Source organism: Amycolatopsis sp. 2-15, from assembly GCF_030285625.1.
GTDB lineage: Bacteria > Actinomycetota > Actinomycetes > Mycobacteriales > Pseudonocardiaceae > Amycolatopsis > Amycolatopsis carbonis.
Window position 1 is genome coordinate 6,037,938 of record NZ_CP127294.1, and the last position, 17,115, is coordinate 6,055,052.

Consider the following 17,115-nt stretch of genomic DNA (forward strand, 5'->3'; position numbering starts at 1 on the left):
GAAGGGGAAGTAAGACATGGAACCGCACCGCACGGCGGAAAAGCGACGAGGGGGTCGGCGGTTCCCGTGAGCACACCCGGTTCCGACGGCCCGACGCCGCACACCCGCGGCCGCGAACCCGAGCTCGCGGCCGTCGAGGCGTCGTTCTCGGCGCTGCGGCGCGGCGGTAGTGCCGTACTCGTGTTCGAGGGACCGCCCGGAGTCGGGAAGAGCCGGCTGCTGCGCGAGGTCAGCGCGCGGGCCGGCCGTTCCGGCGTCCGGGCTGTCGCCGGGACGGCACTCGAGGGGCAGCAGACCTGTCCGTTCGCGGCGTTGCTCTCCGCGCTCGCCGAGGGCGAGGAGCCGGTGCTCGGCGAACGGCTCGCCCGGCGGCTCGTCGCGACGCCCGGCTCACCGGAGTGGGCTCTACAGAAAGTCGCGGAGGCGATCGAGGCCGCGGCGGCCGACGGTCCGCTGACGGTGGTGATCGACGATCTGCAGTGGGCCCACTCCGAGACGCTGGCGGGTCTTCGGCGCCTCGTCGACGGTCTCCGGTCGTCGCCCGTGCTCTGGGTGCTCGCCGTGAGCACCGGCTGGGCCCCACCGCTCGTGGCGGAGACGCTGGCGTGGCTGGAGGCCACCGGCGCGCGGCGCGTGCAGCTCGGCGCACTGCCCGGTCCGGCCGTGGCCCAGCTTCTCTTCGACCTCGTGAGCGGACCCGCGGGAAAGGTGTTGCTCGAGCTGACCGAGCAGGCGGACGGGAACCCCGCCGTGGTGGCGGCGCTCGTGCACGGCCTGCAGGAAGAACAGCGCCTGCACACGGTCGACGGTCAGGTGATGGTCCGCGCGGATGCGCCGCCCCGCCGGGTCATGCAGCTGATGGAGCTGCGGCTGAACCGGCTGTCCGCCGCAGCGCAGCGCGCGGTTCGCGTTGCCGCGGTGCTCCCGCGCCGGTTCTCGGTCGCGCACTGGGCCGCGACGCTGGATCAGCGTCCGTCGGAGCTGATCGAAATCATCGCCGAAGCATTCGACGCCGACCTTCTCGTCGAGGACGACGACCAGCTGCGGTTCCGCCACGGTCTGTTCCGTCAGGCGCTGATCGCAGCCACCCCGCGCTCATTGCACCGCGCGCTGCAGCGGGAGGTGACCGGTGTGCTGCTCGCGACCGGGGCGGCGCCCACCGAGATCGCGCTGCGGATGGTCGACAGCGCCGAAGTAGGTGATCGCGAAGCCGTCGCACTGGTCCGCCAGGCCGCCGACGTCATCGCGGCTTCCGATTCCCAGAGCGCGGCTGAGCTGAGCGTCCGGGCGCTGCGCCTGCTGCCGCCGCACGACCCGGCGCGCTCGTCGCTCGTGACCGACGCCGTGCACCTGTTGCACCGCGCGGGCCGGTCGGACGAGGCCCGCGAGCTCGGCGACTCCGAGCTGGCCGGTGCGTTGCCCGCGGTGCCGGAGGCGGAGGTGCGGCTGAGCCTCGCGAGCATGTACACCCGACCAACCGGTGACCGGCTGCGCGACAACCTGCTGGCCCTCGAACTGCCGGCCCTGCCGCCGGTGTTGCGTGCCCGCCACCAGGCGTGGCTCGCCTACAACCTCGCGATGAGTGGCCGGCCCGAGGAAGCGGAGAAGAGTGCCGCCGAGGTCAGGCTCTGCGACGACCTGCAGTCGCGGGCGCTGGCCGAACTCGCCCTCACCGCAGCCGACAGCGCGTACGGCCGGATCACCACGGCGTTGAACCGCGTCGAGGCGGTGGCCGAGCAGGTGCGAGGCGCACCCTACGCCGACTGGCAGGAGATCGTCCCCTTCCACCGCGCGCACCTGCTCGCCGTGTCCGGCCGCGTGGCCGACGCGCGGAGTGCGCTCAAGGGTGCCGTGAGCCGGGCTCGGCACGTGTCCGCCGCAGCGATCGTGGACGCCTGGGCGGGGTTCGACGGGCTGCTCTCCCTCGCCGCCGGCCGGCTGTGCGAGGTGCGCGACGAGTTCGCCCCCGGTGCCCCCGACACCGCGGACACTGACGAGATCACCGGGGGCTACGCCGCCATCGTCCGGCTGTCGGCATGGACGTCGCTCTACGTCCACCAGGGTGACACCGAGCTGGCGCGGCGCGTGGTCGCCGCAGCCCGGCGCGTGCCCGGTGACGCGTCCCCGAACGTCCGGCGACTGGCCCGACGGGTGCTGGCGGAACGCGAAGTGCGTCGAGGCGACCCCGCAAAGGCGCTCCGGCTCATCAGCGACGATCCGTTGCCCGCCACGCCCCCGCTGCTGCCGCAGGACTTCGGTTACCACGTCCGCGTCGTGCGGACCGCGCTGGCTGCACGCGACCCGTCAGCAGCCGAGCGCGCGGCCGAAGCGGCCACTCTGCCGTACCGGGAGAGCCCGGGGATCCGGGTGTTCGAGGGCGTCGCCGCCCACGTGCAGGGTCTGCTGACGGCGGATCCGCGGGTGCTGGCCGACGCCGCGCGTCTGCTCGAAGGAACGGAACGGCCGCTGCTGTTCGCCTCCGCGGCCGAGGACGTCGGACGCGCGCTGGGTGAGCACGACGAGCGCGGGGCGGTCGCCCAGCTCAGCGCGGCCTTCGACACGTACCTCGAACACGACGCCGCCGCCGATGCGCGCCGGGTCGGCCGGGTGCTCGCCGCGAAAGGCGCCGCCCGCCGGGTGGTCACCCGCGACCGCCCTGACACCGGGTGGGAGAGCCTGACGAGCGCGGAGCTCAAGGTCGTCCGCCTGATCGCGGAGGGCGCGACGAACCGTGAGGCCGCGGCTCGTCTGACCCTTTCGCCGCACACCGTGAGTTCACACGTACGTAGCGCGTTCACGAAATTGAATATCAACTCCCGCCGTGAGCTGGCGAAAATCGTCAACGCGCTCGACACTTGACGTCGTGCGGAGATCACTCCGTGCGCACCCCACGACCGGGCTTTCATATCGCACGTCCGTGCGATGGACCACGCCGATTCGTCCGACGACGATGGCTTCGACTCTGCTTCGAGCAGGACCGACAACCGTTGACCGAATTCAATCGCTGAGGAGTTCTTCGTGGACCTCGAGGTACCGGCCGCCAGACCGGCCCGGGAAGAGCCCACACAGGCCCGCGGGCCCGCCGCGGAGCCCGTGATCCTGACCGTGAACGGCCGTGACTACGCCTTCGAGCTTGAACCTCGGGTCAGCCTGCTCGACGCGCTGCGAGAGCACCTGTGGCTGACCGGGTCCAAGAAGGGTTGCGACCAGGGCACCTGCGGTGCCTGCACCGTGTGGGTCGACGGCCGCCGCGTGCTGGGGTGCCTCACACTCGCCGTCACGTGCGAAGGCCGCGAAATCACGACGATCGAAGGCGTCGCCCGGGAGGGCGAGCTGCACCCGATGCAGCAGGCGTTCATCGATCGCGACGCGTTCCAGTGCGGGTACTGCACGGCCGGGCAGGTCATGTCGGCGATCAAGCTCATCGAAGAGGGCAACGCCGAGGACGACGAGTCCATCTCCGAGTACATGAGCGGCAACATCTGCCGCTGCGCCGCGTACCCGAACATCCGGGCGGCCATCCGCGACGTCCGCGACCAGCAGCGGGAGGGATAACGTGCGTCCGCTTTCCTACACCCGGGCGTTCGACGTGGAGACCGCGGTCGCGACCGCGGCTGCCAACGAGAACAGCGCTTTCCTCGCCGGTGGGACGACCGAGATCGACCTCGTGCGGCTGGGCGTCACCGGCCCCGACCTGCTGGTCGACATCAACGCCCTTCCGCTCGCCGACATCGAGCAGCAGCCCGACGGTGGGCTCCGGATCGGCGCGCTTGCCCGGATGACCGACGTCGCCCGCCACTCTGTGGTGGAGGAGCGTTACCCCGCGGCGTCCCAGGCGCTGCTGCTGGGTGCTTCGGAGCAGCTGCGCAACATGGCCTCCATCGGTGGCAACCTGTGCCAGCGCACGCGGTGCACGTACTTCCGCGACAACATGTCCCCGTGCAACAAGCGGGAGCCTGGCTCCGGCTGCTCCGCGCTGGAAGGCATCCACCGCGGACACGCGATCATGGGCACGAGCGAGCACTGCATCGCGACCCACCCGTCCGACGTGGCGGTGGCACTGGTCGCATTCGACGCAGTGGTCCACACCATCGGGCCGGATGGCGCGCGGACGATCCCGATCGACGACTTCTACCTCGAGCCCGGTACCAGCCCTCACATCGAGCACCCGCTCGCGCACGGTGAGCTGATCGTGGCCGTCGACCTGCCGGCGCTGCCGATCGCCCGGAACTCGGTTTACCTGAAGTTCCGCGACAGGCAGTCATACGAGTTCGCGCTCGTATCGATCGCCGCCGCCGTAGAGGTCGAGGACGGGGTCGTGCGCGACGTACGTCTCGGCATCGGCGGCATCGCCACCCGCCCGTGGCGGGCGCGGCGTGCCGAAGAGGTGCTGATCGGCGCCCCGGCCACGCGCGAGAAGTTCATCGAGGCCGCGGCCGCGGAGCTAAGCGGCGCGTCACTGCGCCGGGACAACGCGTTCAAGGCCGAGCTCGCCAAGCGCGCCGTGGTCCGCGGCCTGACCACCCTGCTCCCGGGAGAAGCACGATGAGCCAAGCGATCGGCAGGCCGGTGTCCCGTGTGGAGGGACCGGCGAAGGTGACTGGGGCCGCGCGGTACTCCGCGGAGATCGTGCTGCCCGACATGTCCTACGCGGTGATCGTCGGCGCCACGATCCCGAGCGGCCGCGTCGCGGAGATCGAACCTCTCACCGAAACCGATGGCGTGCTCGCGGTGCTGACCCATGAGAACCTCGGCAAGATCGTGGGGCAGCCGCAGCTGCTGCCGTCGCTGGTCGGCGGTCCCGCCCCGGGCGCCAGCTTCTTCCCGATGCAGGACGACCAGGTGCACTACTTCGGGCAGCCGGTGGCGGTCGTCGTCGCCGACTCCCACGAACGCGCGCAGCACGCCGCCGCGAACCTGCGGGTCCGCTACGAGCGCACGCCGTCGACGACGACCATCGACGAGGGCCGGGACAAGGCGTATGAGGTCGAGCGCCTCTTCGGCGGCCTCATGCCGGCCCGCAACGAGCGGGGCGACGTGGACGCCGCGCTCGAAGAGGCCGACGTCCGGCTCGACCTGGAGTTCCGGTTCGCGGCCAACCACCACAACGCCCTCGAGCCGCCGGCGACGACAGCGGTGTGGGACGGCGACCAGGTGACCATCTACGACTCCACGCAGGGCATTCGGGCCAGCCAGCTCACGGTCGCGCATCTGCTGGGCCTGCCCCTGTCCCACGTCCGCGTGATCGCCAACTTCGTGGGAGGCGGGTTCGGCTCGAAGGCCATGGTGTGGCCGCACGTGACCCTCTCGGTGATGGCGGCCCGCCACGTCGGGCGCCCGGTGAAGCTCGTGCTCACGCGCCCGCAGACCTACACGTCGAACGGGCACCGCGAGGAGCAGGAGCAGACCCTGTCGCTCGGCGCGACCAGCGACGGCCGGATCACCGCGCTGGAGCACCACAAGCTGTCGATCTCGTCACCGTTCGACGAGTGGGCCGAGCCCGCGACCGGGGTCTCCTCCCAGCTGTACCAGTGCACGAACTTCCGCGGCGTGCACCACCTGATCCGCGGCAACACGCTGACCCCGACGTTCACCCGGGGCCCGGGTGAGGCCGCCGGTTCGTTCACCCTCGAGACCGCGATGGACGAGCTGTCCGTGGAGCTCGGCATCGACCCGGTCGAACTGCGGCTGCGCAACCACACCGACGTCGACGACCGCGGCAACCCGTGGTCGAGCGACGGGTTGCCCGAGTGCCTGCGGCTCGGCGCGGAGAAGTTCGGCTGGTCGAAGACGAGCCGCACCCCGCGCAGTCGCAGGGACGGCACCTGGCTCATCGGCACCGGGATGGCCTCGGCCGCCTACCCCGTGCCGCTGTTCATGCCGACGCAGCGGGCCAGGGCCCGCCTCTACGCCGACGGCAGCGCGGTGGTCGAAGCCGGGACCCAGGAGTTCGGCACCGGTGTGCTCACGGCGATGACCCAGGTCGGTGCCGACGCGCTGAGCATCCCCCTGGCGGACATGCGGTTCCACAGTGGTGACACCGATCTGCCCAACGTCAGTTCCGCGGTCGGCTCGGCGGGGGCGGGCATGATCAGCGCTGCAGTGCACGACGCGGCGACCAACCTGCGGCAGCAGCTGATCGAGCTCGCGGTGTCCGATGAGGCCTCGCCGCTGCACGGCGCGGACCCGGCGAACGTCGACGTCGTCGGCGGGCGCATGCAGCTGCGCGACGACATCGCGAAGGGCGAGAACTACGGCGACGTCATGCAGCGGCACCGGCTGTCCGAAGTGGAGGCACTGGGCAGTTGGTCGCCACCGCCGCTGGACACGCCCCACGGCCTGCTCACCTTCGGCGCGCAGTTCGCCGAGGTCGCAGTCGACCCCGACCTCGGTCTCGTCCGGGTGCGCCGGCTGGTGGGCGCCTTCGCGCCCGGCCGGGTGCTGAACGCCAAGCTGGCCCGCAGCCAGCTGATCGGCGGCATGCTGTGGGGTATGGGTCAGGCGCTCCTCGAGGGCAACCGCATGGACCCGCGCGGCGGCCGGTGGGGCGCCGGGAACCTCGGCGAGTACCTGGTTCCGGTCAACGCCGACGCGCCCGAAGTGGAGGTCGAGTTCGTAGACGTCGCCGACGACGTCGTCAACACGCTCGGCGTGAAGGGCGTCGGCGAAGTCGGTCAGGTCGGTGTCGCGGCCGCGATCGGCAACGCCGTGTTCAACGCGACCGGGCACCGCATCCGCGAACTCCCGATCACGGCCGAGCTGGTAATGGACCCGGCGGACAGCTGGTCGTGACGACGAAGGCGAACGAGCGAGGACTCTCCGACCGCCCGACGATCAGCCGATCCGAACGCCACCGGCGGGCTGACCCGGCCGGGCCGGGGTCTTCGCGCTGGTCACGGCAACCTGGGCTCGGCGTGGCAGGACTGCTGCTGGTGGTCCCAGTGGCGGTCCTGCTCGCCGTCGGGGCAGGCGGTGCGGAGCCGTCTCTGCTGGTGCTCTCGCCGCTGGTCACCTTCTCGCTGCCGGTGGTCGCGATGATCGCGTTCTGGTGGGAGGACTGGCCGGGCACGCGGCTGGGGCCCAACTGGGCGGGGTGGGCGGACACGGTGCTCGTGGTGCTGGCCGCGATCGCGCTGACCGTGCTCGGCCAGGCCGTCGTGGGGCACGTGTCCTTCGCCGCGATCTTCGACCCGTCACCGGAAATCCTCGAGCTGAGCACGTTCCCCGCGACGATGCCGATCGCCGGTGCGGCGTTCGTCGCGACGCTCCAGCTGACCCTGGTGACCGAGGGCTGGCCGTTGCGCCGCTACCTCAAGCCGATCCCCGCCGGGGCGTGCGCGGTGGTGCTGGCCTGGCTGATCGCGATCGTGCTGTTCGTGCTGCTGCTCGGCGGAAAACCGTTCCAGGGGGAGGGGCGCGGGTTGCTCACGGGCGGACAGCTGGGTGCCGTACTCACCCTTGTCGGGGTCTGGCAGGTGTGGCTCTTCGTCGTGTGGCGGGGCTTCCCGTTCTGCCGGATCCGGCGGCAATGGGTGCGCCTCGTGAGCGGGAATGCCGTCACGATCGGTGGCGGAATCCTGACCTACCTGGCCCTGGCGGAGGGGGCCGGGGTGTCCACGCCCACCCTTTCCGCGGTGGCGGGATCGTTCATCGCCGGGGGCCTCATCATCGGCATGTTGTTCGAGGACGCCCTGCCGGCGCGGTGGTCCCAGCCACAGGAACGCGCCGTGTCTCTGCTGTTCTCTCTGGCCGTCGCGGCGGCGCTGCACCTGATTCTGCTGGCATTGGCCGACTCGCTGCACTGGGATCGCGGATCGGCGATCGACTGGGTCGGCCACGTCACGCTCAACGCCATCGGCCTGGCGGTGATCCTCCACGTCGCGATCGGCCGACGGTGGCCGTTCGCGCGGACGGGGTGATTCCGCCCGAGTCAGGTCGTGAAGGGCATCGAATCCGCCGACAAACTCGGCAAACATCGGTGGGTGATCGAACGGGCCATCGCCTGGCTGTTCAGCTACCGCCGACTCACCATCCGCTACGAACGCAAAGCCGGCTTCCGGGACTGTGCGGGAGTAAAGCAGGACGCGCGGTGGCGCGCCGGTGTCCGGGTGATGTCCTGGTTTCCTGGACCAGCCCAGAACGTGAAGGACGGCCTGGTCAGGCGGGCGGAGGTGGCGCGGCCGCGGGCGTGGGGAGAGTCGGCACCGCCCAGCCGTTGCGATGCCGGGGCAGGTGCGACAGGTCCTTGCTCGCGGTGGTCGAGACCGTCGCAGACCGCGGGCAGCTCGCTCACCGCCGCTCCAGTGATCAGGTTCAGGTCCACCTGGCGCTGGTAGAGCTCCGCGATGGACAGCATCGATCGGGCTGCCGCGAAGGGGTGGGTGTACAGCGGGTTGATGGCGACCATGGGCACAAGGCGCTGGGAAGCGGCGGCGATCGCGGTCGCCCCGACCCACGGGTCGAGCACCGCGCCCGCCCCCGTGAACAGCAGCACTCCGTCGAGGTCCGATTCGTCTGCCCATCGCGTCACCTTGAGCGCGGCGTGAGCGGCCGACGCGGGATCCGTTACGCGAGGCACTGTGGTCAGAAAGCGGAGTTCCACAGGGTGACCTCTTGCTTCGTCAGATCTGGCTCAGCTGCGAAATCGGCGGGGAAAAACTAGTGGTGGCGTGGGGGTACCGACCGATCCGGGTGACCCGCAGACGTTCCGCGCGCAGCATGGACACCGCGGTCGTGAGCCACTCGACGGCAAATCGCGCACCGACGCATGATCCCGGACCGGCGCCGAATGACAGGAGCTCTCGCGGCGATCTGCCTTGCCAGCGTTCGGGTTTGAACGCGTGCGGATCGGTCCAGACATCCGGGTGCCGCCCGACCGCGTACAAGAAAACGTGGACCTCCTCACCGGCCAACACCGACACTGGTCCGATTTCCTGATCGCTCAGCACGGTTCGCCGCAGTCGCCAGGACGGCGGCCACAGGCGAAGGCATTCCAGCGCGATCCACTGCGAGTCCAGTTCGCCCAGTTCCTGGCGCGGCACGCGGCCGCGCAGTGCCACTGGACTGTCTGAGAACATCGCCGTCAGGATCCACGCCAACGTGACCGAGGTCGAAGCGACGAATGCCGCCGCCCGCCGCAGGTATAGGTCGCCGATCCTGGCCTCGAAGTCCGGCTCGTTCCTCGAAGCCGAGGTTGGCTGGGAAGAGTTCCGGCCAGGACTGCGCGATGCAGGCGCCGGCGGCGACCGCACTGCGCTCGAACAACCGCTCGTTGTGCCGCTTCGTGATGGTGCCAAGAATGGTCGGCACGAACACGCTATCGAAAAACGTCCGCACGACCTGCTCCAGTCGCGGGTTCTGCCCGCACCCCATGGGAGCCTTGACGGCGTCGACCACGCCTTGGACACAGATCCGGTGCAGGTCCCCGGCCTTGGTGAGGCGGTGGCTTTCAGAGTTGCACGAGGACTACGCCGAGTCGTCGGTGTCGTCGTACTTTGCCTTGTTCTCAACCATCCTCAATCGCGCCAAGCGGGCGCGGATGATCCCGGCGAACCCGTGTAGCGGTGTCCGTGTGACCGGTGGTGAGTTCGAGACCGAGCGGTTGGTGGCGTCGCCGGCTCAGGCGCTGCGGGCCGCGATGCGGCTCTACGAGACCGGGCTCGGGGCGTCGGGGTTCGTTCTGTGTCTGATGGACTTCTACTCCGGAGCCCGATGGGTGAACTTGTCGGGCAGCAGCGGCATGAGTACGACTCCGAGCGGCGGGGTATCGAGATTCGGACGCCGCTGAAGGAGATTGGCGGGAAGGTCTACAAGGGCGGCCTAAAGAGTGATCGCGATCACTCGCCGGGTCGACAGCGGCCTCCGGCACGGCGCGGGAACGCCCGGCCGAAGAAGGGGCGGACGAAAACACCGGCGGGTACTCGCTTCGTGGCGCTGCCGCCCGGGATCGCGGTGTTGTACGAGGAGCTGATGGACAGCCATCGGCACCCCTTTGTGTTGTCCACACCGGAAGGGCACCCCTGGCGGCGGTCTAATTTCCGGATCCGGTTCTGGCGGCCGGCGTGGGACGGGGTCGAGATCGACGATGCCGGGGCGGGGGAGCGGCGACCGCCGATCCTGCCGACGTTCACCTTCCACGAGGGTCGGCACACGCACGCCACGTGGTTGACCGAGGACGGGAATCCCGGAGGTGGCGCGCCGCGCCCGGCTGGGGCAGAAGATGAAGGGCGTCGCCCGGGGTCTATGACCATGTGACCCCGGCGATGGTGAACGAGATCCTGGACGCGTTGGAGGAGCGATGGCTGCGGTCGCTGGCTTCGTTGTATCCGGGGGAACGGGCCAAGCTGGTGTCCTGGTTCCCGCACCTCAGGTCCCGGCGGGGCCTCGACCCCGGTTCTGGGCCCATCGCCATTTCATCGCCATCTGACGACTGAAGCCCCGCCCCTCCGGGGAGGGACAGGGCTTCTGACCTGCGGTTTCAGCTGGTGCGCGATACTGGGATTGAACCAGTGACCTCTTCCGTGTCAGGGAAGCGCTCTCCCGCTGAGCTAATCGCGCGAGGTGGAGACGGGATTCGAACCCGTGTACACGGCTTTGCAGGCCGTTGCCTCGCCTCTCGGCCACTCCACCGTGCAAGGCCTCGAAGAGCCTTTCGAGCGGACGACGGGATTCGAACCCGCGACCCTCACCTTGGCAAGGTGATGCGCTACCAGCTGCGCTACGTCCGCACTCTCCGCGGGTTCCGAATGCCTGGCCGGTGGCCCGGCACCCCGTCGCCGTGGTGTGGGAGAACCATATCGGACCCTGAAAACTGCCCCGTCACCGGGGGGCCATCTGCCGGTTGCGAGGCTGTGATCAGGCGAGATCGTTGGGGATGAGGTGGGTCAGGGCGTCGTCGACGTCGACCCACAGGTGTTCGTTGCCGGGGAGCACCACGTCGTACGTGCGGTCGAGGAAGTCGGCGAGCTCCTGGGCGGAGGCCTCGAACATGGCGTGCCCGGAGGGGGAGTTGAGCTCGATGAGCACGGACTCCGGGTCTTCGACGGAGGGGCGGATCCGCACGTCGCCGTCGCCGGCGTCGGCGAGGAGGCCGTCGGCGAGGAGGTCGCGGGCGTAGACCCACTCGACCCAGCCCGCGCGGCCGGTGCGGAAGGCGGCGACGACCGCGTAGGGGTCGCGAGTGTCGTAGCGCAGTTCAACCTTGACCGGAACCGCCGGAGTCCGCGGCGCCAGCAGGTCGAAGACCGCCGTCGAGCGGAGCGTCACGTGATCGTTGCGCATCGTCCTACCCTTCGTCTCCCTTCCCGGCCCGGACGACCGAGGACGACGATGAGACGCTCCGGAAAGCCGATTCCGTCGCGAGTTCTCCGGAGATCACCCGTACGTGGTCGGCAGCACCGTTCCGTCCTTCGTCGCCCGCGCCGCGCAGCCTTCCGCGGGCGCCCGCTGGGCAGCCACACGTACATACTGCGCGGTTCGACCGCCGCGCGATAGCACCGTCGCACGGATGTCGAAGCCGGGCGCGAGCGGCCCCACCGCGGCACAACCCCGGCTAGCTCGGGGTTGTTCGCTCCGTATTCGCTGGTGGACGGAGGGTGGTCATCGCCAACCACCCGTTTGCAGGCCCTCGAAAGTCGTGTTGTAGAGTTGTCCTCACTCCACGAGCGGGCGATTAGCTCAGGGGGAGAGCGCTTCGTTCACACCGAAGAGGTCACTGGTTCGATCCCAGTATCGCCCACCACATCGAGGCTCCGGATCCCACGATCCGGAGCCTCGACTGTTTTCCGCGCAAGACTCTTCGCAGGTCAGCACGTCGCGGTGGCTCGGCCCGGCGGGGCGGCTGGGAGATAGGCTCCCGACCCGGTCGATCACGGCTCCGCAACAGTCCTGGCCCGGCTTCCTGACCTGCAATTTGCAGGTCGCGCGCGGACAGCTGACCTTTGCCGTACGGTCCGCGTCGTTTCTGTGGCACGACGACTCGATCAGGCAGTCGAAGTGTGATCCTGAGCACTTTCTCGATCACGTCGGAGTTCGGGCCACCCGAACGGCCGCATGCAGTTCGCCGCAGCTCCGGTCGGGGCCGGCCGCGGGATCCGCCGACGTTCGAAGGTTTCCGTCCGGCGCGCGGCCGTTCCGGTGAACTTGCCGCGCTTCCGAGGTGCCCCAGTGGCCTCTGGCGTCGGCAGACCCGGTTCGGCAAGACGGGTGAACGCGGCGATTCCGAGGTGGGAGCACGGCGTGATCGACCCGCCGGCCGCGGACCCGGGGGAGTATGGGGGCCCGTCGGGCCTTCGCGTGTGACGAAAACCCGACGCCGTGACACCCTGAAGCAGAATGTCACCCCCGGTGCGGTCCGATCCTCCGAGCCTCCGGGGAAATCCACTGTGGACGCGTCCGGATCGGAGTGTCCACAGTGGAACATCCCCGTGGCCGGGAGGCGCCGGCCTGGCTGCGGAGAGCGGTGGGACATCGACTACATTCCGTAGTTATCCGTAGGTTGCCACTTATTACTCATTGTCATCATCCTGTTATCTTCAAGCCATTCATTTGCGGGAAAGAGCCGCAGGATGTGGCTGGAAATCCTTGTAACGAGTCCCGGATAGCGGCCGATACCTTGGCGTGTGTCGCTCCATTGGTGGCTGAATCGGGGTACGGGTCATGATTACGCTCCGAGATCAAACCTGTTCACGCAGCGTGCCGGCGGAGGCCTTCGAACCATGCGCCTGGGAGGTCTGATGGAAGAGTTGGTGCGGCCCACATCCACGGTCAGTGAACCGCCGAGGCACATCGACCTCCAGGCGATGCCGGAGATCCCCGGGATTCCGGCACCCGCCGGCGCGAGGACCGTGAAGACCGCGACTGCGCACACTGCGCAGGCCTCGAACGCGACCCGGCCCGCGTCCGTCGAGTCGGCCACGGCGAAATCGCATCCCGCTTCGTGGGAGAAGCGTTACCGCGCCTGGGTCATCGCCAGTGACATCGTCGCCGCCTTCGTGGTGATCGGCGTCAGCGCCTTCGTGATCGACCGCGTGGCGCCGCAGGACATGCACGCGTTCGGCACGGCTCTGGCGGTGCTGTGCGCGCTGCCCGTCAGTCGTGCGTGGAGCCCGCGCGTGCTCGGCGAAGGTCCCGAGGAGTACCGGACGCTCGGCCGCGGCCTCATCGCCGCCGCCGTGCTCGTGGCGCTCGGCGGCCTGCTCTTCCGCGCGCTCGACGTGCAGCCGTGGGTGTTCATCGTGGTGCCCGTGATCGCGCTCTTCGCCTTCCCCCAGCGGTACCTCCTGCGCCAGGTCCTGCACCGCCGGCGCCGCCGCGGCCTGTGCCTGCTGCCCGTGATGGCGGCCGGCAGCCCCGGGACGGTGGCCGACCTCATCGCCCGCACGAAGACCGAGGCGCACGTCGGCTGGCGGGTGGAAGCGGTCTGCACGGTCGACGGCGGGGGTGCCGGCTCCGGCAGCGGCGAGATCGACGGCGTGCCCGTGGTCGGCCGGCTCGAGGAGCTCTCCCGCCACGTGCGCCGCGGCGGCTACCGCGTCGTCGCCATCACCGCGGACCAGTACTGGACCCCGAAGCGGCTGCAGCGCCTCGCGTGGGACCTCGAAGGCACTGCGGCGGAACTGGTCGTGGCGCCGGTGCTGATGGAGGTCGCGGGGCCGCGACTCAACGTCTCGGGTGTGCTCGGCATGCCGCTGCTGCGGGTCACGGCGCCGCGGTTCACCGGTGGCCGGCGGCTCGTGAAGGAGGCCGTCGACCGCTGTGGCGCGGCGTTCCTGCTGACGCTGTTCTCCCCGCTGCTGCTGGCGATCGCGGTCGCCGTGAAACTCGGCGACCGCGGCCCGGTCATCTACAAGCAGCGCCGCGTCGGCAAGGACGGCGAGAACTTCACGATGCTCAAGTTCCGCACGATGGTCCCGGACGCCGACAAGATCCGCCAGAACCTCGAAGTCGACAACGAAGGCGCCGGGCCGCTGTTCAAGATGAAGCGCGACCCGCGGGTGACCCGCGTCGGCGGGCTGCTGCGCCGCTACTCGCTCGACGAGCTGCCCCAGCTGTTCAACGTGCTCTCCGGGCGCATGTCGCTCGTCGGCCCGCGGCCGCCGCTGCCCGAGGAGACGCGGCAGTACGCGCCCGACGCTCGCCGCCGGCTGCTCGTGAAGCCCGGCCTCACCGGGCTGTGGCAGGTCAGCGGCCGCAGCGACCTGTCGTGGGCCGACAGCATCCGGCTGGACCTGCGTTACGTGGAGGACTGGTCGCTGGCGCTCGACCTGGTGATCCTTTGGAAGACCTTCCGAGCCGTCGTCGCCGGCCAGGGCGCCTACTGAGCCGCGCGCCGCGAAGGCCCGTCCCGCGGCCGCCGACCACCCGGTCGGCGGCCGCTTCCGTGGTGCGGAGAGCCGAGCCCGGGGGAGCCGCCGCGGTTAGCGCCGACACGCGTGAGGCGCCCGCGAGCCGACGACTAGCATCGACCGGAGTCATCCTCGTCACTTGCCCCAGAAGGAGCCGATCGTGTCGCATCCGCCGTCAGCCGCCGCCGTCCCCGCCGAGCGCGTGGTGGTCCCGGCGGGCACTACGGCGGGAGCCGCGGTCCGCGAGGCCGGGCTGCCGACCAAGGGCCCGGACACGATCGTCGTGGTGCGCGACGCCGAGGGCAAGCTGCGCGACCTCGCGTGGGCGCCGGAGGCCGACGTCGAGGTGGAGCCCGTCGCGGCCGACACCGAGGACGGCCGCAGCGTGATCCGCCACTCGGCCGCCCACGTGCTGGCCCAGGCCGTGCAGCAGGAGTTCCCCGACGCGAAGCTCGGCATCGGGCCGCCGGTCAAGGACGGCTTCTACTACGACTTCGCCGTCGACAAGCCCTTCACCCCGGAAGACCTGCAGGCGCTGGAGAAGCGCATGAAGCAGATCGTGAAGGGTGCCCAGCAGTTCTCCCGCCGCGTGTTCGACTCCGTCGACGAGGCCAAGAAGGAGCTGTCGAACGAGCCGTTCAAGCTCGAGCTGGTCGACCTCAAGTCCGAAGTGGACACCGACGAGGTCATGGAGGTCGGCGGCGGCGAGCTGACGATCTACGACAACCTCGACCCGCGCACCAAGGAGCGCGTGTGGAGCGACCTCTGCCGCGGCCCGCACGTGCCCACCACCAAGTTCATCCCCGCGTTCAAGCTCACCCGTGTGGCCGCCGCCTACTGGCGCGGCAGCGAGAAGAACCCGCAGCTGCAGCGGATCTACGGCACGGCGTGGGAGTCGAGTGAGGCGCAGGACGCCTACCTCGAGCGCATCGCCGAGGCCGAGCGCCGCGACCACCGCCGCCTCGGCGCCGAGCTCGACCTGTTCTCCTTCCCGGAGGAGATCGGCTCCGGCCTGCCGGTGTTCCACCCGAAGGGCGGCATCATCCGCCGCGAGCTGGAGAACTACTCGCGCCGCCGCCACGAGGAGGCCGGCTACGAGTTCGTGAACACGCCGCACATCTCCAAGGGCGAGCTGTTCCACACCTCCGGCCACCTGCCCTACTACGCCGACACGATGTTCCCGCCGGTCAAGTTCGACGACGAGGACTACTACCTCAAGGCCATGAACTGCCCGATGCACAACCTGATCTACCGCTCGCGAGGGCGGTCGTACCGGGAGCTGCCGCTGCGGCTGTTCGAGTTCGGCACGGTGTACCGCTACGAGAAGTCCGGTGTGGTCCACGGCCTCACCCGCGTGCGCGGCCTGACGATGGACGACTCGCACATCTACTGCACCAAGGAGCAGATGCCGGGCGAGCTGCGCTCGCTGCTGAAGTTCGTGCTCGACCTGCTGGCCGACTACGGGCTGTCGGACTTCTACCTCGAGCTGTCCACCCGCGGTGACTCCGAGAAGTTCATCGGCGAGGACTGGGAGTGGGAAGAGGCCACGGAGACGCTGCGCCAGGCCGCGGTCGACTCCGGCCTCGAGCTCGTGCCCGACCCGGGCGGCGCCGCGTTCTACGGCCCGAAGATCTCCGTGCAGGCGAAGGACGCCATCGGCCGCACCTGGCAGATGTCCACGATCCAGCTGGACTTCAACCAGAACAAGCGCTTCAACCTCGAGTACACCGCGTCCGACGGCTCGCGCCAGCGCCCGGTGATGATCCACCGCGCGCTGTTCGGCTCGATCGAGCGGTTCTTCGGCGTGCTGACCGAGCACTACGCCGGCGCGTTCCCCGCGTGGCTCTCGCCGGTGCAGGTCGTGGGCATCCCGATCACCGCCGACCAGGTCGAGTTCCTCGACGGCGTGCAGAAGGCGTTGCGCGCCAAGGGGATCCGGGCCGAGATCGACGCGAGCGACGACCGCATGCAGAAGAAGATCCGCACGCACACCACGCAGAAGGTGCCGTTCCTGCTCCTGGCGGGCGCGAAGGACGCCGAGGCGGGCGCGGTGTCGTTCCGCTTCCGCGACGGCGGCCAGATCAACGGCGTGTCCGTGGACACCGCCGTCGAGGCCATCGCCGAGTGGGTGGCCGGCCGCGAGAACGCCTCGCCGAGCGCGGAGGCCGTGGAGAAGATCCTGCGGTGAGCGACGCGGACGGTCCCGAGATCGTCGAGCAGGACGGAGTGGGGGTCCCGGACGCGCTGCAACGGCTGTGGACCCCCCACCGGATGGCCTACATCAAGGGGCAGGAGAAGCCGGACGACGACGAGCCGGACGGCTGCCCGTTCTGCCGTATCCCGAGCCTCGACGACGAGGCGGCGCTGATCCTGGCGCGCGGCGAGACGGTGTACGCGGTGCTGAACCTGTACCCGTACAACCCCGGTCACCTCATGGTGGTGCCCTACCGTCACGTGGCCGACTACACCGACCTGACCGAGGCCGAGACGCGCGAGCTGGCCGAGTTCACGCAGCACGCGATGCGCGTGGTGCGGGCGGTGTCGGCGGCGCACGGGTTCAACATCGGCATGAACCAGGGCGTGATCGCCGGCGCGGGCATCGCGGCGCACCTGCACCAGCACCTCGTGCCGCGCTGGGGCGGCGACGCCAACTTCATGCCGGTGATCGGGCACACGAAGGTGCTGCCGCAGCTGCTCGGCGAGACGAGGAAACTCCTGGCGGACGCGTGGTGAAGACCACGGGGCGCGGGAGTGTACCGGCGCGGTAGTT

The 17,115-nt window shown here is 69.9% G+C and carries 13 protein-coding genes, 4 tRNA genes and 1 pseudogene; 12 read left to right on the top strand and 6 right to left on the bottom strand.

The features are described 5' to 3' along the window. Positions 1 to 66: 66 nt before the first annotated feature. From QRX50_RS29860 to QRX50_RS29885, 6 genes and pseudogenes are all read left to right on the top strand, one after another. On the top strand, positions 67 to 2,859 hold the full coding sequence (locus tag QRX50_RS29860; RefSeq protein ID WP_285966454.1) for a helix-turn-helix transcriptional regulator: 2,793 nt from the start codon (positions 67 to 69) through the stop codon (positions 2,857 to 2,859). A 159-nt stretch (positions 2,860 to 3,018) separates the two neighbouring features. Further along, the gene (locus QRX50_RS29865) at positions 3,019 to 3,555 is read left to right on the top strand and encodes a (2Fe-2S)-binding protein (RefSeq protein WP_434533155.1); all 537 of its coding nucleotides are present in this window, start codon (positions 3,019 to 3,021) and stop codon (positions 3,553 to 3,555) included. A 1-nt stretch (position 3,556) separates the two neighbouring features. After that, a complete protein-coding gene (locus QRX50_RS29870; RefSeq protein ID WP_285966455.1) occupies positions 3,557 to 4,549 on the top strand; it encodes an FAD binding domain-containing protein in 993 nt (330 codons plus the stop codon). After that, complete coding sequence (locus QRX50_RS29875) at positions 4,546 to 6,792, top strand: xanthine dehydrogenase family protein molybdopterin-binding subunit (protein WP_285966456.1); 2,247 nt, start codon at positions 4,546 to 4,548, stop codon at positions 6,790 to 6,792. Before QRX50_RS29870 ends, QRX50_RS29875 begins: the two co-directional genes overlap by 4 nt. Positions 6,793 to 6,914: 122 nt before the next feature. Further along, positions 6,915 to 7,919 carry a hypothetical protein gene (locus tag QRX50_RS29880; protein WP_285966457.1) on the top strand — a complete coding sequence of 335 codons (1,005 nt, stop codon included), beginning with the start codon at positions 6,915 to 6,917 and terminating at the stop codon, positions 7,917 to 7,919. Between the two features lie 21 nt (positions 7,920 to 7,940). Next, positions 7,941 to 8,051, top strand: a pseudogene (locus tag QRX50_RS29885) (IS5/IS1182 family transposase); the annotation flags it as partial. On the opposite strand, the gene QRX50_RS29890 reads toward QRX50_RS29885, so the two are convergent. Further along, on the bottom strand, positions 8,036 to 8,602 hold the full coding sequence (locus QRX50_RS29890; RefSeq protein ID WP_353074010.1) for an LLM class flavin-dependent oxidoreductase: 567 nt from the start codon (positions 8,600 to 8,602) through the stop codon (positions 8,036 to 8,038). The pseudogene QRX50_RS29885 and the gene QRX50_RS29890 sit on opposite strands and share 16 nt — an antisense overlap. A gap of 19 nt (positions 8,603 to 8,621) precedes the next feature. Next, positions 8,622 to 9,098, bottom strand: coding sequence for a cytochrome P450 (locus tag QRX50_RS29895; RefSeq protein WP_285966459.1), 477 nt, complete (start codon positions 9,096 to 9,098; stop codon positions 8,622 to 8,624). Position 9,099: 1 nt separating this feature from the next. On the opposite strand from QRX50_RS29895, the gene QRX50_RS29900 reads away from it, so the two are divergent. Further along, the gene (locus QRX50_RS29900) at positions 9,100 to 9,561 is read left to right on the top strand and encodes a hypothetical protein (protein WP_285966460.1); all 462 of its coding nucleotides are present in this window, start codon (positions 9,100 to 9,102) and stop codon (positions 9,559 to 9,561) included. Positions 9,562 to 9,711: 150 nt separating this feature from the next. Further along, entirely contained in the window at positions 9,712 to 10,254 is a 543-nt protein-coding gene (locus QRX50_RS29905) for a site-specific integrase (RefSeq protein WP_285966461.1), read from the top strand. A 228-nt stretch (positions 10,255 to 10,482) separates the two neighbouring features. Here the strand turns inward: QRX50_RS29905 and QRX50_RS29910 are convergent. The 4 genes from QRX50_RS29910 to QRX50_RS29925 form a co-directional block, all read right to left on the bottom strand. Beyond that, positions 10,483 to 10,557, bottom strand: a tRNA-Val gene (locus tag QRX50_RS29910). A 1-nt stretch (position 10,558) separates the two neighbouring features. After that, positions 10,559 to 10,629 (bottom strand) — tRNA-Cys (locus tag QRX50_RS29915). Between the two features lie 25 nt (positions 10,630 to 10,654). Next, a tRNA-Gly gene (locus QRX50_RS29920) sits at positions 10,655 to 10,727 on the bottom strand. A gap of 127 nt (positions 10,728 to 10,854) precedes the next feature. After that, positions 10,855 to 11,280, bottom strand: coding sequence for an SsgA family sporulation/cell division regulator (locus QRX50_RS29925; RefSeq protein ID WP_005159130.1), 426 nt, complete (start codon positions 11,278 to 11,280; stop codon positions 10,855 to 10,857). 385 nt (positions 11,281 to 11,665) lie between these two features. Here QRX50_RS29925 and QRX50_RS29930 point away from each other — a divergent pair. The 4 genes from QRX50_RS29930 to QRX50_RS29945 all read left to right on the top strand — a co-directional run bounded on the left by QRX50_RS29930 (position 11,666) and on the right by QRX50_RS29945 (position 17,078). After that, positions 11,666 to 11,740, top strand: a tRNA-Val gene (locus tag QRX50_RS29930). 994 nt (positions 11,741 to 12,734) lie between these two features. Further along, the gene (locus tag QRX50_RS29935) at positions 12,735 to 14,321 is read left to right on the top strand and encodes a sugar transferase (RefSeq protein WP_285966462.1); all 1,587 of its coding nucleotides are present in this window, start codon (positions 12,735 to 12,737) and stop codon (positions 14,319 to 14,321) included. A gap of 184 nt (positions 14,322 to 14,505) precedes the next feature. Beyond that, a complete protein-coding gene (gene thrS, locus QRX50_RS29940) occupies positions 14,506 to 16,533 on the top strand; it encodes a threonine--tRNA ligase (protein WP_285966463.1) in 2,028 nt (675 codons plus the stop codon). Next, on the top strand, positions 16,530 to 17,078 hold the full coding sequence (locus tag QRX50_RS29945; RefSeq protein WP_285966464.1) for an HIT family protein: 549 nt from the start codon (positions 16,530 to 16,532) through the stop codon (positions 17,076 to 17,078). Before thrS ends, QRX50_RS29945 begins: the two co-directional genes overlap by 4 nt. Positions 17,079 to 17,115 lie beyond the last annotated feature (37 nt).

What these genes read in the sequence shown, in the direction of transcription:
- QRX50_RS29935 (WP_285966462.1), top strand. Translation starts at nt 12,735, where the DNA reads ATGGAAGAGTTGGTGCGGCCCACATCCACGGTCAGTGAACCGCCGAGG.
- QRX50_RS29905 (WP_285966461.1), top strand. Translation starts at nt 9,712, where the DNA reads ATGGGTGAACTTGTCGGGCAGCAGCGGCATGAGTACGACTCCGAGCGG.
- QRX50_RS29925 (WP_005159130.1), bottom strand. Translation starts at nt 11,280, where the DNA reads ATGCGCAACGATCACGTGACGCTCCGCTCGACGGCGGTCTTCGACCTG.
- QRX50_RS29875 (WP_285966456.1), top strand. Translation starts at nt 4,546, where the DNA reads ATGAGCCAAGCGATCGGCAGGCCGGTGTCCCGTGTGGAGGGACCGGCG.